We start from the raw sequence: 15,558 nt of genomic DNA, 5'->3' as shown, positions 1-15,558 counted from the left end.
TTAAGTTACTGTTTATTGGAATTAACGTTGACATATTGTCATTCAGTTTTCAATGTTCATTTAAATGGAGCGGGTGATGGGAATCGAACCCACAACATCAGCTTGGAAGGCTGAGGTTTTGCCATTAAACTACACCCGCATATTTAATTAGAAAGTTTATTTGGTGCGGCCGAGAGGACTTGAACCTCCACGGGATTTCTCCCACTAGGCCCTCAACCTAGCGCGTCTGCCATTCCGCCACGACCGCTGGCAAAACGCAATAATTACTATTAATTATCGAGAACAATAATTATTGTAAATGTTTTGTAATGAAATGTCAATATCTTTTTAACATTTTTTTAAACAAGTTTTACAAACAATTAATGTTTGATACATTTATTAAAGCAACGATATATACTATACATGTTTATTTGATTAATGTCAACGTATAAATGATTAAAAATTTAAGATTCACCATTTTTTTAAATTGTAATGGTGAATCTTAATACGTTTTTGCTTAGTTATTTCAATTCATGCGTTTTATTAGTGATAACTTCCCCATGCACTTCCCGCATCTCATCTTTTTCACATCGACTTTTTTTATTCTTAGATATTGGCAACCACATGATTTACATTGATATACGTAATTAGCGCGTTCTTCATACGTTTGAATAAGCGTACAAAACCTTGGTGCACCTACTTGCTTACTTAACACTTTAAAATCTGTATTTTTATGTTGATATCCTTTTCCTAGTATGTGTAAATGATAATGGCACAATTCATGTTTGATGATATCAATTAATGCTTTCTCCCCATAATATTGATATTGCTTGGTATTAATTTCGATATTATGTGATTTTAGCATATAGCGACCACCAGTGGTGCGTAGCTTGTTATTAAATATAGCTTTATGACAAAATGGTCTATTAAAAAACTGACTTGAAATACGTTCTACTATAGTTTGTAATTCATTATTATTCATGGGGATCAATCATGGTTAACGACACTTTGCCTTTAGTTTGATCTATATCTAGTATCCACACATCCACTATGTCTCCCACACTTACGATGTCCATTGGATTTTTGACGAATTTTTTAGATAGTTTCGATACATGGACCAAGCCATCTTGTTTCACACCTATATCAACGAATGCTCCGAAATCAACTACATTTCTTACGGTGCCACTTAATTTCATACCTACTTTTAAATCTTCAATAGATAATACATCTGACTTCAAGATTGGCGTTTCGAATTCATCTCGAGGATCTCGATTAGGTGCCATTAATGATTTAATTATATCTTCAAGTGTAGGTACTCCGACATTTAATTGATTAGCTACTTGATCCACATTTACTTTTGATAGCTCTGTTTTAAGTTTATCAGTACCTAAATCTTTAATATTTAAATCTAAAATACCCAATAATTTATACGTTACGTCATAACTTTCAGGGTGAATAGAAGTATTATCTAATGGTTCAGTACCATCAACAATACGCAAGAATCCGATACTTTGTTCAAATGTTTTTGCACCTAAACGTTTCACTTTACTAATTTCTTTATTGTGCTTAATGGCTCCATTCTCTTCACGGTAATCAATGATGTTTTGAGCAATCGCACCGGATAATCCAGATACATATTGTAATAATGATTTAGAAGCTGTATTTACATCAACGCCCACTTGGTTAACAGCAGTTTCAACTACAAATGTTAGTGCGCTTTCAAGTTCTTTTTGGTTTACATCGTGTTGATATTGTCCAACTCCAATTGATTTAGGATCTATTTTAACTAATTCACTTAAAGGGTCTTGAACACGTCTACCGATGGATACTGCACTACGTTCTTCAACTTGAAAATCAGGAAACTCTGATCTAGCAATTTCAGATGCTGAATAAACAGAAGCACCCGCTTCATTGACAATAATAAATTTAATGTCTAAGTTATACTTTTTAATAACATTTGCAACAAATTGTTCAGTTTCACGACTCGCTGTACCATTACCAATAGCAATGAGTTCTACATGATTTTCTTTAATCATTCTGACTATTTCTTTTTCTGATGCTTCTATCTTAGATTTAGGTGGGTGTGGATAAATCACACTCTTATCAATAAAAGTGCCAAATGGATTAATTACTGCCAACTTGCAACCTGTTCTAAATGCTGGGTCAACACCTAAAATTTGCTTACCCTTCATAGGTGGTTGTAATAGCAAATGTTTTAAGTTTTCACTAAAGACTTCAATGGCATGTTGTTCAGCTTTACTAGTTAAATCTGCTCGGATTTCTCTTTCGATTGAAGGCATAATTAATCGTTTTAAACTATCCTCAATAGCTAGCTTAATATAATCTCTATGGGGATTTTGAAGTTTTATTTCACTTTTCTCAATTGTACTAGCTACTTGTTTTGTATCAAATTCTATTTTGATTGATAGAATTTTTTCTTTTTCACCACGATTCATAGCAAGTACTCTATGATTTGCTACATGCCTAATAGGTTCTACATAGTCATAATACATTGCAAATATTTCTTTTTCATCTTCTGCTTTCTTCTTCTTAGTTGTCACAATACTTCCTTGTCTATAAAGCTCTTTTAGTATGCGACTACGATATTTAGGATTATCTGAAACATGTTCAGCAATGATATCTAATGCACCTTGAATCGCCTCATCAATATTTGTTACCTCATCAGTAATGAAACTTTCTGCCTTTTGTTTTAAGTCACCTTGCTGTCCATCATAGATCCATTTAGCTAAGCTTTCTAAACCTTTTCTTTTAGCTTCTGTCGCTCTTGTCTTCTTCTTTTGTTTAAAAGGTCTATATAGATCTTCGACACGTTGCAATTTAGTTTGTTTAAGTATATCTTCTCTCAATTCATTTGTTAATAAGCCTTGTTGTTCAATATTATGTATAACTTCTTCTTTTCTTTTTTGTAAATTTGCAACGTATTGGTATTCATCTGAAATCTGTTTGATTTGAACTTCATCCAATCCTCCAGTTGCTTCTTTACGATATCTTGCAATAAAGGGAACCGTATTGTTGTCTTCTAATAAACTTAATACTGATTTTACTTGTTTTTCAGAAAATTGATATTTTGTTGTTATTTCATCAATTAAATTCTTATTCATTTTATGACCACACTTTTTCTTATTTTCTATTCAATTTTATCATATTTTTCATGTTAATTTATTAAGTCAACTATGTACCTATTTTTATTTATTCATATCAATATAAAAAAACTGAGGCATGACGATACCTCAGTTTCTATTACTATTTTACTGTTTAGCAGCTTGCTGTAATTTCTTGATTGCAGTTCTTTGCAATCGAGACACATGCATTTGACTTAAACCAATGCGTTCACCAGTTTCTTTCTGGCTTAGCCCTTCAATAAATGTACATTGAATGATTTCTCTTTCTCTATCTGAAAGAATAGGCAAAATACGTTCCAGAATCATACGTTTTTCTGTTAAGTCATAATTGTCATCTCTTTGACCCATTATATCTAATAAAGTCACTGTTGAACCATCTTTATCTGCTTCAATCGAGTGATCCACGCTAAGTGCATTATAACTTTGTCCCATTTCCATAGCTTCAAGTACTTCTTCTTCAGAAACTTCCAAACGATCAGCAATTTCTGCGATTGATGGGGAACGTTCTAATTCATTCGTTAATTCATCACTTACTTTTTTTATACGTGGGCCGATTTCTTTTATTCTTCTTGGAACATGAACACTCCAAGTTTTATCTCTTAAATATCTCTTAATCTCACCAATAACGGTCGGTACTAAGAATGCTTCAAATTTGCGATCAAAAGACAGGTCAAATCTGTTAATAGCACCTATTAAACCAACCATACCAACTTGAACTAAATCTTCGTGATGTGATTGTCCTTTTGAATACTTATAAGCCAACGATTCAATTAGTTTACGGTAATGATTGAATAATCTATCTTGAGCTTCTGTATTAGCGTTATCTTGATGTTCTTTAATCCATTGGTTAATTTGTTCAGGTGATACATCATTAACTGATTTCGACTCTTTCGTCATTATTTGGCACCTGCTCTTTTTTTATATACTTAATCATACTGATTGTTACACCAGATTCTTTAAAGACTTTCACTTCATCCATTAAGGATTCAATTAAGAATAAACCAAGTCCGCCTTCACGTAAGAAATCGATATTTTCATTCTCATCGTAAGGTCCTAATTGTGATTTAGTTATCTCATAATCAAAACTTTCGCCTTGATCTGAGATAATAATTTTTATTTTATCATCAAATAACTCGAAACATAAATTAATCATACCATTTGTATCTTTATTTTTATAAGCATGTTTAACTGCGTTAGTAACGGCTTCACTTACTGCAATTTTAGAATCTTCGATATCGTCATAAGATGCGCCTGCTCTTGAAAATACGCCTGATAACGTTAAGCGAATTAGACTTACATATTCGGCAGAGGCAGGCAATTTCATCTCGATATAATCATTTTTAATTGGCAAGTTATTCTACCTCCGTTCCTTCATTGACATGCATTAAGTCTTTAAGACCAGTAATATCAAATAATCTTCCGATTCTATCTGATACGCCTAAGATATATAACTCTTTATCATTTTGGTTCAATGCTTTTAATGTTCCTACAAATAATCCTAATCCTGTAGAATCCATATAACTAACGTTTGTTACATTAACGTGAATATCATGTGTACCTTCTTGTCTCATTGGCATTAATACTTCTTCCAATTCAGGTACAGTATATACATCTAATTCACCAGCAACAATGACTTCATAATAGTCATCATGTGTTACCGTTTCAATGTTAAGGTTCATAGTTCTTACACTCCCATTTTAGTCTTTTGTTACTACCAATTATGTATACTCTAGTAAGTATACCCATAGTTAGATTTATATAATCAATAAATTTAATATTTAATTTACACGTTTTATAATCAATATAGTCATATCGTCACGTTTGTTAGGATTTTGAATTTTTAATATAGCTTCATAAAGTATTTGTACGATATCTTGTGGATGCATATGCTTATATTTTCGAATAAGGTTTAACAATGTCTTTTTAGCGATAAATTCACCATCAGTATATCTTGCTTCTGTCACACCATCTGTAAATATTATAACTAAATCATCTAAGTAGATTGGGATTTCTTGTTGATTATATCTAGTGTGCTGACTTACACCTAGTACTCTACCTCTAACGTCAATTTCTTCGAACGTTTCAGTTTCCGCTCGATATATGTATCCCGGCTCGTGTCCAGCAGAACTACAATATAATAAATGGTTCATTTCTTCATAGAGTCCATAAAACATAGTTACAAACATATTTTGATTTACGTTTTTTTCAACAACTCGATTGAGACGCTTTAAACCATCACTTGGCAATTGAGAGTGGCCATAAGAGTCCATTCCGAACTTAATCATACTCATTGCTAGTGCAGCAGGGATACCTTTACCTATGACATCGGCAACCGCAAAACTCATCGTTCCATCTCGATGGTCAATTAAATTAAAATAATCGCCACTTACTTTCTGTGCAGCGACAGAAATCACACCGATTTGAATACTATCAAATTGAGGAATATCCGTTTTCAACATGGTTTGTTGAAGCCTTGAAGCTAAGTCAATTTCTTTATCGTGGAATTGCATTTTATCAACTAACTTTTGGTAGTCTCGATAGCTATAGCCAAATCCTTTGACTACTTCTTGCAAAACATCTAATGTATTCAAAATTTGTTCTTTTTCTAAATTCAAGGAGGTTACATATGATTTGTGTATATTCACAATATCTTCAGGTAGAATATCTTTTTTTATGACTTCATCTGTAAAGTCATTACATTTTATTAGAAATTGTTGTTTATTTTTCGTAACTAAACTTTCATCTATAAGTTGCTTATAATGCTTTTTAAATTCTTCCACGAATCTGCCTCCTTATCTCAATAAATGGATCGCTTATGACTTATTTATATGTATTTAATATATATTAATAAAATTTACTAATGCTAATGACATAATATTAAATAATAAACTCTCTATTTAAAAAAGACTTTAGGTATTACCTAAAGTCAACAACTAAAGACCTTTCAATCATTTTCGTACTTATCTTCTTTCATAATGCATATGTATTAAGTACTTTGAAATCAAATAATTAAATATTTGAACAACTGATATTAAAAATTTTGTCTTTAATAGTTAATATGAAATACATTTGGATTATACATGAATTTAGTTAAGAATTTTGGGATTTAACTTCATCATGTAATCCTAAACTAATATCTAAGGCATCATCTACTTCTTGCATTTTCTCTTCAGATAAGTACGTTAATTTTTCTTTTAATCGCTTTTTATCTAGTGTGCGAATTTGCTCTAGAAGGATAACTGAATCCTTATCAAGTCTATATTTCTTTTTCTCAATTTCAACATGTGTTGGTATTTTCGCTTTATTAATCCTTCCCGTAATCGCAGCGACGATTACGGTAGGACTATATTTGTTGCCAGTATCATTTTGAATGATAACTACAGGTCTGACTCCCCCTTGTTCTGAACCCTGTACTGGTGACAAATCAGCTAAATATACATCGCCTCTTCTAATCATTCACTCTTATAATTAGAAATAATGTACGTTTCATTGCAATCACAAGCTTCACATTCTAATGGAAAAGCTTCTGTCGCTAGGGAGAGATTTAATTCGGCCATCTGAACATAGCCCTCTTTTAAAGATTGTTCAAGACTGTGACTTCTATTTTGATTAAAAGTAAGCATAATATGAACCTCCAATTGATACCAAATACAACATTATAAACTTTAATTTATTTTTATAATAACAAATTTTGTATCAAGTGACTATACTATTTTAATAATTCATTAGTTACATGCATCTCGTCATCAACTTCGTAGATTCTAGGTAAACGTCGACCTAAATTGCATAGTACTTCATAACTAATCGTGTGTTGCTTTTGTGCTAAAGCTTCCACTGATTGTGGGGAATCACTTGAGTTATCTATAAGTGTCACAGTATCGCCTTCTTGCACATCTTCAGGCACATGTATAATCATTTGATCCATACATACACGGCCGATGACTTCGCATTGATGACCGTTTACACTTACATGTGCACCTTGCATTGAACGTAAGTAACCATCTGCATAACCAATAGGTAGAATCGCAATCTTCATGTTGTCAGTTGCTGTATAGGTGCTTCCATAACTGACAGATTCACCTGGTTTTAAATATTTAGTTTGGACTACTTGTGTTTTTAATTGCGTACTTGGTTGCAATTGAGTAGTAACTGTTTCTTTAACATACGCTGACGGATAGTAGCCATATAATGAGATACCTAATCTAATGGCGTTACATAGTTCATAATGTCTTAATAAAGAACCTGCTGAGTTTTGTGCATGGATATATTTTGGCTTTTCAGCTTGCGTGACTATTTGCTCAAATTGTTCATATTGTTGATCCATAGAATCGCCCGGTTCATCTGCATTAGCGAAGTGCGTATATACGCCTTCGAATATTAAATGCGGTTGGCTATGAATTAGACGGATAACTTCTTTGTATTCTTCTAATGATTTCATTCCAAGTCTACCCATCCCTGTGTCTAATTTTACATGTAGCCAGAGATTCTTTTCATTATCATCACTAATTAAATCAATTGCATGTTGAAGCCATTGTAGTGATGGTACAGTCAATGCAACCCTATGTTGAATTGCTTTGTTAATATCTTCAAGTGGTATAACGCCTAAAATAAGTATTTGTGCATTTACACCATGCATTCGTAATTCAATCGCTTCGTCAAGAGTGGCAACTGCAAAAAACTCAGTACCGTTTTTCATTAAATGTTGCGCTATCTTGACGCTTCCTAAACCATAGCTATTTGCTTTTACGACTGGTATCACCGTTTTATTGTTATGCAACGATTCGAAAGCATTATAATTATTTAAAATTGCTGATAAATCTACATTTAAGTAGGTTGATCTATAGAATTTATCTGACATAAGTAGTCCTCCTCTTTACTATTAAATACCATGTAGTAGTTGATTTATCTCGTGCAACTGGCGAGGTAGAAATTATTTACATTATAATACTGTTAATCTCTCTTTTCTAATAAAACCTGACTCATCGCATAATGCTCAGTGTGTGTAATAGATACATGTACGATAAAGTCTTCGTAATCAATACATGGTTTCCCATTGCTATCGTTATAGCAATTAATATCTTTAAAGGCCACTGTTTTTCCTAAACCAGTTCCTAATGCCTTACTGAACGCTTCTTTCGTTGCGAAGCGACCTGAAAGAAACTCTAGTTTTCTCTTTTCACTTGTAAATGAATGGAACTTTTGTTCTTCTTCTTGAGTTAAAATTCTTTTGACTAACTTGTCTGTTTGTTTCTCGAAAGCATTCTTAATTCTTTCAATTTCTATTAAATCAATACCTATTCCATATATCATGCTAAGCCCTCACTCACTAGGTAGATTTGAACGATCTATTGTTGTAGTCATTTCATTAATATCATTTTGCTGTATAGTTTTCTTATTTTGTATCATTTGTTTAAGATTTATTGCGTCTGTTTTTGTAATCAAGTCTATTTGAGAAATACCCCCGGCAGTCGATAAATGTAATGTTGCTAATTGATATTTTCTCATTAGAAACCCTTCCTCAATATCGATATTCTGAATTCGATAAAAAGGAATGATTTTAGTGTTGATAAAAATAATACCTCGTCTTATATAAATTTCATTGTTCGAATAATAATAACGAAAATTTTTATATTTTAAAAATGGTGTTAGAAATATAAAAACAACACAACATAAAATTATAAGTCCTATCGCAACACTTACAATCAATGGGCGATGCAATGCTTCAATGTATAAATCACATAATACACTTGCTACAACCACAATAATTGTAAAAATAATACTAGCAATCATTGAAGCAATCCTCATCACTTTAAGGCCATTTTTATTCATGTAATTATAATTAGTCATCATACTCACCTCTTAAATACGCATCAACATAGCGTTGCGAAGTTTCTTCTTTTATAAACTTTAATTCCATAAATTCAAATATTGAACCCTTAGCAACAAAGAAGTAAATATTAGCTAAACGACTTCTTTCAAGCAGAGGATGTTGGCTCGTCTCTATACCTATAATTTTATTTGTTTTGAAATAATATGTTTGAAAACCAAACGTACTCACTCGTTTCAAAGTAATTTCATCATTTTCTATCACTAGACCAGCATTTTTAACGTAGATATATGCATGTGCCATCATCACAATAATGATAATTAAAGCGATGAAAAAGCTCCATGCACTCCAAAAATAAGTTCCAATACTAGCGATAATTAAAACAATTATACTCGGTATGAAAAAGTGACGATGAAATCCATTCCACGGCATAATGTTTTGAACCTTATTAAACTTCATTTCAGGCACAAGCTCGCCAATAATTTCATATGCTTCTTTTTGTTTTATAAATGGTAATATCATAATTTTACCATTATTACTTGCATCATCATTAGACTCGATATCCATATCACTCGTGATAATAAAGTGTATAGAGGTGTATCCAAAGATTTTTCTTAAGAAAGATTGTTTCTCTAATACGGCTTGTAGCCGATCTGTTGGCACTGTTAGATTTTTCACATTAAAAAGACCATAACTAATCTTAAGATGATTACCCTGTTGGACAACTTTGTAGTTATAGTAACGAATAATCGTGATTATAGTTCCTAACACATAACTAATGATTAAAATAGATGCAACAATAAACAGCACAATTATAAGTACAGAATTCACCCAATGCCATAGATTAGACGTCCATTTATCCCAAGGTATCACATTTTGAAATGCACCTACTATTGGCGAAACTGTAGCAAAAGCCACTCCAATTGCACCACTCGTCATAGCCATTAGTAATAATGAACTAAAGGACATTTTAAACACATGCTCTGAATTACGCTTTGTTGAACTCGTCGATGCATTTAATTGCTCAGTATTTAGTTCATTATCACCTGTAGCATCATTAATAGTGTATTCCAGTGCATCATTATTTAATTCTTTTTGTCTAGAACGAATAGTTTGTTCAATTAAATCACTTTGTTTCTTAGTTATTGTTGACAATTCAATGCCATCACTTGGCGTTTTGATTTGTAAACGAACACCACCAACGATTTGATTAATCAAACCTTGTGTTGTATCTAATGACTGAATTCTGCTTAAATTTAGTTCTTTTCTTTTTTTATTTAACCAGCCAGAAGTAACAACAAATTGGTCATCTTCAATCCAATATCTTGTAACTTTAATTTCTAAAAATCGATGTATAAACGTTAAGATAAAGATGAATAAAAAGATGAATGGACCAATATAATGTCGAATTTCTGTAAAATCAAAATTCCAAATATTAAAACCAACAAATACGATAAATGTAAAAATATTTTGTTTAATCACATCTATTATCCCTGTTATGTATGAAATAGGATGCAATTTTTGGGGATTAAACATCTGAATCAGCACCTCGCAATGCTATAAAAATATCTTCTGATAATTCATTCATTTCTTCTTCTGAGACAATGGGTAATTTCAGTTCATGCCCCGCAGTTACAAAAATTAAAACATTTAATTTTAATAATTTTAAAATAGGGTTACTTTTAATTTCTAAAAATTGTAGACGTTCAATTTTAGTTATTTGGTGTTTTTTAAAAATAAAAGTTTTTTTAACTTCGACATTTCTATTATCAACCCTATAATAACGATATTTATACTTAATAATCGGTTGTAACAGTAAACGAATAATCGAAATGAAGACTAAGAAGATAAGTATGTAGACAATAAAGTGGTACCAATTAAAATATTGCCACATTGAAAATAGTGCAGCAATGATAATTAGTTCTATTAAAAATAAGATACCACTATTAATCCAGTGGTATTTCAGTGCATTTTTAGGACTTTTATGAAATGATCGTTCTACCTTCATAATATACTCCTTTGCAATTTTACTTTATTATATCATATTCGATATGATGCTTACGCTCCTATAGCGAAGATGCAATAAGGTTCATTTATTTTTAGGCTTGTATCGAATTAAAAAACCACCTCAAAAGCATGAGATGGTTTAATCATAAAATTAATATTGATTCATTTTATTTTTGTAAATCTGCAAAAGTTCGGCCTTTCATTGTAGATCGACCTTTATCTTGTCTTTCGCGACGATCTGGCTTTTTGCCTTTTTTCTTATTAAAGTTACCTTTAGAACGTTTGTTTTTATTATCAAATTTATTATTACGTTTTCCACCACGACGTGATCCATTACCTTTACCTTGGCGATTTTTACGTGCTAATGGTTTTTCAAATGTTAATTGTACTTCAACTTCATCATTCGCTTCAACTAGTTCTTGTAGTAATGATGCAACTAATTCTGTACTATCGTATTCTTCTAATAACTCACTTGAGATACGTTTCAAACGCGCTTCACTTTCACGTGACATCCAATTTTTAACTTTATCTTTGATGTCATCTTCACGCGCTTTTAATACTTCTTTACGGTGTGGCGGTCTTAACGCATTCATTCGTCTTCCATTTGCATCTTCTATTTGACGGATATAATCCATTTCAATAGGGTTAACAAATGTAACTGCGATACCTTCTTTACCAGCACGACCAGTACGACCAATTCTATGTGTATAGCTTTCCGTATCTTGAGGAATGTCAAAGTTATATACATGACTTACACCTGAAATATCTAATCCACGTGCAGCAACATCTGTGGCTACTAAGATATCAATTTGGTCATTTTTAAATTTCTTTAATACTTCTAAACGTTTAGCTTGTGTAATATCGCCGTGTAAACCTTCTGCTTTATAACCTTTTGATAATAACGCACTTGTTAATTCATCAACACGACGTTTCGTTCTACCAAATACTATAGCTAACTCTGGTTGATGTACATCTAAGAAATTAGTGAATGTATCGAATTTTTCAAGTTCTTTAACAATTGTATAATATTCATCAATTTGAGGATCTGACATTTCGTTATTCATTGTTTTAACGATTTGAGGAGATTTCATAAATTGTTGTACTAATGTTTGAATTGCTTTAGGCATCGTTGCTGAGAATAACATGGTTTGTCTTTGCTCAGATGGAATTTTATCCATAATGAATCTCATATCATCGATGAATCCCATGTTCATCATTTCATCCGCTTCATCCAAAATTAATGTATGAATACCATTTGTTTTTAATGTACGTCTATTTAAGTGATCAATAACACGTCCTGGTGTACCTACAACAATTTGTGGTCCTCTTTTTAAGGCTTTAATTTGACGGTCGATTGGCATACCACCAAATACGGTTACAACTTGTACATTTTGACCACGACTAAATTCTCTTAATTGTTCAGCTACTTGCATAGCTAGTTCTCTTGTAGGTGCTAATATTAAGGCTTGTACACCTGATTGACCCACAACTTTTTCTATTAAAGGAATCCCGAACGCTCCAGTTTTACCTGTCCCAGTTTGCGCTTGTCCAAGGATGTCTCTTCCTTCTAATGTATAAGGGATACTATCTTTTTGGATAGGTGTAGGTTCCTTAAAACCCATTGCTTCAAGGGTTTCTACAGTTTTATCCGAAATCCCTAGTTCTTTAAAATTTTGCAATATAATTCTCCTTTTAACTTTCTTATTTATCAATATACGTTTGTGTATATAAGGTCCTCTTATTACGTCAACTTCTATATAGTACCACCTAAAATTATATATCGCAATAAAGCAATTCTAGTGATAGGTTCGTTTTCCCAAGATTTAAGACATAATAGCGTTTACATTTTTTACACTTTTTTTAGCTTTTAAAGTAAAAAAACAAGTCACTAAAGGATTTATATTCCTTTTAAGTGACTTGCCTAATCTTAATAGCAACTTTGAAAATAATTAAATCAATTTATTTACTACTTCTTCGAGCTTATTACCGCGTGAGCCCTTTACTAGAACTTTGTCATTAGCAACTAAGTTATCCATTAAATATTGCGTTAGTGCTTGTTTATCCGTGAAATATTGAACATGATCAACAAATTGACCACCTTTATCACTTATATATTTCGCATCGTTACCATATGTTAATAACGTTTGGATATTTTTGTCTTCTAAATAAGCGCCGACATCTTCATGCATTTGACGGCTATTTTCTCCTAATTCAAGTGAATCAGCAAGTACAATTATTTTACGGCCATCCATTTGGCTTAATGTATCTATAGCTGCTTTCATACTAGTAGGACTTGCGTTATAAGCATCATTAATTATAGTTATGTCGTTATCAGTAATATGGCGTTCCATGCGCATACCTGTAAGTTGAACATGATGAATATTATGTTGAATTGTCTCATATTCCAATCCTAATTCATGCCCAATAGCAATGGCGATAGCTGCATTTTTCATATTATGAATGCCTAGAATAGGCAATTTATAATGTTCATTACCATTAATATTAAAAGCAATACCATCATTTTCACTCTGCTCTACTTCACAAACTAAAGCATTATTTGGTTTCAAACCGATACTTAGGCATTTAGCATGCTTAACATCTTTAACATGTGGTTCGAGTAATGGTTCGTCACCGTCATAAATGAACGTTCCACCTTCTTTAAGTCCAATTGTTATTTCCGATTTAGCTTGAGCAATACCTTCACGTGAGCCCAAATCTTGCATATGTGACTCACCAATATTCGTAATAACGGCAATGTCAGGCTCAGCAATCGTCGATAATAATTCGATTTCATGGAATCCAGACATACCCATTTCTAAAATTGATATCTCAGTATCTGGATCAAGTTCTAAAATCGTTAATGGTAAGCCTATCTCATTGTTGTAGTTACCTTGTGTTTTTTTAACTTTAAACTCAGTGTGTAAGACACTTTCAATCATATCTTTCGTCGTAGTTTTACCATTGGAGCCTGTCACACCTATAACTTTAGGATTCACATATTTTAAATAGGCTTTGGCTAATTGTTGTAATGCAACTAACGTATCGTCTACCCAAATAATTGGTCCGTTCACATGATCATCGATGTCATGACCCTTTTCATAGAAAGATGCACCGGCACCATCAATTAACGCTTGTGAAACAAATTGATGGCCATCTACATTTTCACCTTTAAAAGGGATAAATAGCATATCGTGTGTGATTGCACGTGAATCAATCGTTACACCTTTGATTGTATGTTGTAAATATTCTGTTTCTATCTCACAAGGTATCCATTCCTGAATTTGCTTTAATGAAACTTCTATCATTTATGAATTCCCCTCTTAGTCGATTGTGTATTTATTTTTCTTTTTATCCTCGTGACGTTCTTTAGCTAAATCAATTAGTTTAGTAATTAAATCAGAATAGGATAGTCCCATATTCTCCCATAAGCTTGGATACATACTAAATGCTGTAAATCCAGGCATCGCATTCGTTTCATTAATGAAAATTTGATTATCTTCAGTAACGAAGAAATCCGCACGTACTAGACCAGAACAATCTGTAGCTTTAAATGCTTCTAATGCCATATTTCTTAAAGTCATTTGTACTTCTTCATCAAGTTCTGCTGGGATTTGTAAACTAATCTTACCGTCTTTATATTTTGATTTGTAATCATAAAACGCAACATCTTTAATGACCTCGCCTGGCCATGTTGTTTCAGGATAATCATTACCTAATACAGCCACTTCAACTTCACGTGCATTAATACCTTGTTCAATAACAAGCTTACGGTCAAATTGGAAAGCTTCCTCGATACCCGCTTTTAATTCATCTTCATTGTTACATTTACTGATACCGACGCTTGAACCTAGGTTCGCTGGTTTTACGAATACAGGATATGTAAGTTTATCTTTAACAAGTTTGATAATATTACCTTCATATTTTTCATATTCACTTCTTAAGAAACTAATGTAAGGTAATTGTGGTAACCCTCTATGTTCAAATAATTGTTTCATAACAAGTTTATCCATTGAACTTGATGCTGCTAATACACCATTACCGACGTATGGTAAATCCAGAACTTCAAACAACCCTTGAATCGTACCGTCCTCACCATTAGGACCATGGAGTAATGGGAATACCGCATCATAAGGTTGACCGTCACTACTTTCTTTCAATAAAGTTGTGATCTCACCTGCTTCTACATCGGCCATATTAAGTGATTCAATTGATTTAATCTCTTCAGTAATATTATCTTTTTTCTTCCATAATCCATCATTCGTTATATAAATGATATCGACTAAATATTTTTCTTTATCAATTGCGTTAAGAACATTTTGCGCAGTTAATTTCGAAACATCATGTTCAGCACTTTTACCACCATATACGATACAAATGTTTTCTTTTACCATAAGTAGTTCCTCCATTAAGAAAGATCATAACTCGCGCATTTGTATAAAGTTATATCTCAATTAGATATTTCAACTTCCCACAAATACTTTTGTCTCTTTCAACTCATTTTTAATTTTTCTTTTTAGTTAACTATCAATATTTTATGAAATTTATTTAGGTTAAACTATGCTTTCTAAAAATCAATATTATCACAGTCTAAAGCAATTTTGC

16 protein-coding genes and 2 tRNA genes are annotated in these 15,558 nt (G+C 32.2%); all 18 read right to left on the bottom strand.

What is annotated here, in order from left to right; all coding sequences use genetic code 11:
• Positions 1–65: 65 nt before the first annotated feature.
• Positions 66–139 (bottom strand) — tRNA-Gly (locus AK212_RS11700).
• Between the two features lie 22 nt (positions 140–161).
• Positions 162–247 (bottom strand) — tRNA-Leu (locus tag AK212_RS11695).
• A 258-nt stretch (positions 248–505) separates the two neighbouring features.
• Positions 506–961 (bottom strand): SprT family protein, encoded by a 456-nt coding sequence (locus AK212_RS11690; RefSeq protein ID WP_053031229.1) that lies wholly within the window; start codon positions 959–961, stop codon positions 506–508.
• On the bottom strand, positions 954–3,101 hold the full coding sequence (locus AK212_RS11685; protein WP_053031227.1) for a Tex family protein: 2,148 nt from the start codon (positions 3,099–3,101) through the stop codon (positions 954–956). Before AK212_RS11685 ends, AK212_RS11690 begins: the two co-directional genes overlap by 8 nt.
• Positions 3,102–3,248: 147 nt before the next feature.
• A complete protein-coding gene (sigB, locus tag AK212_RS11680; RefSeq protein WP_053031225.1) occupies positions 3,249–4,019 on the bottom strand; it encodes an RNA polymerase sigma factor SigB in 771 nt (256 codons plus the stop codon).
• On the bottom strand, positions 3,994–4,446 hold the full coding sequence (rsbW, locus tag AK212_RS11675; RefSeq protein WP_053031234.1) for an anti-sigma B factor RsbW: 453 nt from the start codon (positions 4,444–4,446) through the stop codon (positions 3,994–3,996). Before rsbW ends, sigB begins: the two co-directional genes overlap by 26 nt.
• A gap of 28 nt (positions 4,447–4,474) precedes the next feature.
• Positions 4,475–4,801, bottom strand: a complete 327-nt coding sequence (locus AK212_RS11670) for an anti-sigma factor antagonist (protein WP_053031223.1) — start codon at positions 4,799–4,801, stop codon at positions 4,475–4,477.
• A 99-nt stretch (positions 4,802–4,900) separates the two neighbouring features.
• Positions 4,901–5,902, bottom strand: coding sequence for a SpoIIE family protein phosphatase (locus tag AK212_RS11665; protein ID WP_053031221.1), 1,002 nt, complete (start codon positions 5,900–5,902; stop codon positions 4,901–4,903).
• 310 nt (positions 5,903–6,212) lie between these two features.
• Positions 6,213–6,578 (bottom strand): type II toxin-antitoxin system PemK/MazF family toxin, encoded by a 366-nt coding sequence (locus AK212_RS11660; protein ID WP_053031219.1) that lies wholly within the window; start codon positions 6,576–6,578, stop codon positions 6,213–6,215.
• The gene (mazE, locus tag AK212_RS11655; RefSeq protein ID WP_053031218.1) at positions 6,575–6,745 is read right to left on the bottom strand and encodes a type II toxin-antitoxin system antitoxin MazE; all 171 of its coding nucleotides are present in this window, start codon (positions 6,743–6,745) and stop codon (positions 6,575–6,577) included. Before mazE ends, AK212_RS11660 begins: the two co-directional genes overlap by 4 nt.
• A gap of 86 nt (positions 6,746–6,831) precedes the next feature.
• The gene (gene alr, locus AK212_RS11650; protein ID WP_053031216.1) at positions 6,832–7,980 is read right to left on the bottom strand and encodes an alanine racemase; all 1,149 of its coding nucleotides are present in this window, start codon (positions 7,978–7,980) and stop codon (positions 6,832–6,834) included.
• A 92-nt stretch (positions 7,981–8,072) separates the two neighbouring features.
• A complete protein-coding gene (gene acpS, locus AK212_RS11645) occupies positions 8,073–8,432 on the bottom strand; it encodes a holo-ACP synthase (protein ID WP_053031214.1) in 360 nt (119 codons plus the stop codon).
• A gap of 9 nt (positions 8,433–8,441) precedes the next feature.
• Complete coding sequence (locus AK212_RS11640; RefSeq protein ID WP_053031212.1) at positions 8,442–8,969, bottom strand: PH domain-containing protein; 528 nt, start codon at positions 8,967–8,969, stop codon at positions 8,442–8,444.
• The gene (locus tag AK212_RS11635; protein WP_053031210.1) at positions 8,962–10,485 is read right to left on the bottom strand and encodes a PH domain-containing protein; all 1,524 of its coding nucleotides are present in this window, start codon (positions 10,483–10,485) and stop codon (positions 8,962–8,964) included. Before AK212_RS11635 ends, AK212_RS11640 begins: the two co-directional genes overlap by 8 nt.
• A complete protein-coding gene (locus tag AK212_RS11630) occupies positions 10,478–10,957 on the bottom strand; it encodes a PH domain-containing protein (RefSeq protein ID WP_053031208.1) in 480 nt (159 codons plus the stop codon). Before AK212_RS11630 ends, AK212_RS11635 begins: the two co-directional genes overlap by 8 nt.
• Positions 10,958–11,123: 166 nt before the next feature.
• Entirely contained in the window at positions 11,124–12,635 is a 1,512-nt protein-coding gene (cshA, locus tag AK212_RS11625; RefSeq protein WP_053031206.1) for a degradosome RNA helicase CshA, read from the bottom strand.
• A gap of 270 nt (positions 12,636–12,905) precedes the next feature.
• Entirely contained in the window at positions 12,906–14,261 is a 1,356-nt protein-coding gene (locus AK212_RS11620) for a UDP-N-acetylmuramoyl-tripeptide--D-alanyl-D-alanine ligase (protein WP_053031204.1), read from the bottom strand.
• A 15-nt stretch (positions 14,262–14,276) separates the two neighbouring features.
• On the bottom strand, positions 14,277–15,347 hold the full coding sequence (locus AK212_RS11615) for a D-alanine--D-alanine ligase (RefSeq protein ID WP_053031202.1): 1,071 nt from the start codon (positions 15,345–15,347) through the stop codon (positions 14,277–14,279).
• Positions 15,348–15,558 lie beyond the last annotated feature (211 nt).

This window comes from Staphylococcus borealis (genome assembly GCF_001224225.1).
Classification (GTDB): Bacteria; Bacillota; Bacilli; order Staphylococcales; family Staphylococcaceae; genus Staphylococcus; species Staphylococcus borealis.
This window is presented reverse-complemented; position numbering and strand designations above follow the sequence as displayed.

Bases quoted from the DNA above. Each gene is read 5' to 3' on its own strand.
- acpS (WP_053031214.1), bottom strand. From the start codon at position 8,432: ATGATATATGGAATAGGTATTGATTTAATAGAAATTGAAAGAATTAAG.
- AK212_RS11640 (WP_053031212.1), bottom strand. From the start codon at position 8,969: ATGACTAATTATAATTACATGAATAAAAATGGCCTTAAAGTGATGAGG.
- AK212_RS11635 (WP_053031210.1), bottom strand. From the start codon at position 10,485: ATGTTTAATCCCCAAAAATTGCATCCTATTTCATACATAACAGGGATA.
- AK212_RS11690 (WP_053031229.1), bottom strand. From the start codon at position 961: ATGAATAATAATGAATTACAAACTATAGTAGAACGTATTTCAAGTCAG.
- AK212_RS11660 (WP_053031219.1), bottom strand. From the start codon at position 6,578: ATGATTAGAAGAGGCGATGTATATTTAGCTGATTTGTCACCAGTACAG.
- rsbW (WP_053031234.1), bottom strand. From the start codon at position 4,446: ATGAAATTGCCTGCCTCTGCCGAATATGTAAGTCTAATTCGCTTAACG.
- AK212_RS11685 (WP_053031227.1), bottom strand. From the start codon at position 3,101: ATGAATAAGAATTTAATTGATGAAATAACAACAAAATATCAATTTTCT.
- AK212_RS11620 (WP_053031204.1), bottom strand. From the start codon at position 14,261: ATGATAGAAGTTTCATTAAAGCAAATTCAGGAATGGATACCTTGTGAG.
- AK212_RS11670 (WP_053031223.1), bottom strand. From the start codon at position 4,801: ATGAACCTTAACATTGAAACGGTAACACATGATGACTATTATGAAGTC.
- sigB (WP_053031225.1), bottom strand. From the start codon at position 4,019: ATGACGAAAGAGTCGAAATCAGTTAATGATGTATCACCTGAACAAATT.
- mazE (WP_053031218.1), bottom strand. From the start codon at position 6,745: ATGCTTACTTTTAATCAAAATAGAAGTCACAGTCTTGAACAATCTTTA.
- AK212_RS11615 (WP_053031202.1), bottom strand. From the start codon at position 15,347: ATGGTAAAAGAAAACATTTGTATCGTATATGGTGGTAAAAGTGCTGAA.
- alr (WP_053031216.1), bottom strand. From the start codon at position 7,980: ATGTCAGATAAATTCTATAGATCAACCTACTTAAATGTAGATTTATCA.
- AK212_RS11630 (WP_053031208.1), bottom strand. From the start codon at position 10,957: ATGAAGGTAGAACGATCATTTCATAAAAGTCCTAAAAATGCACTGAAA.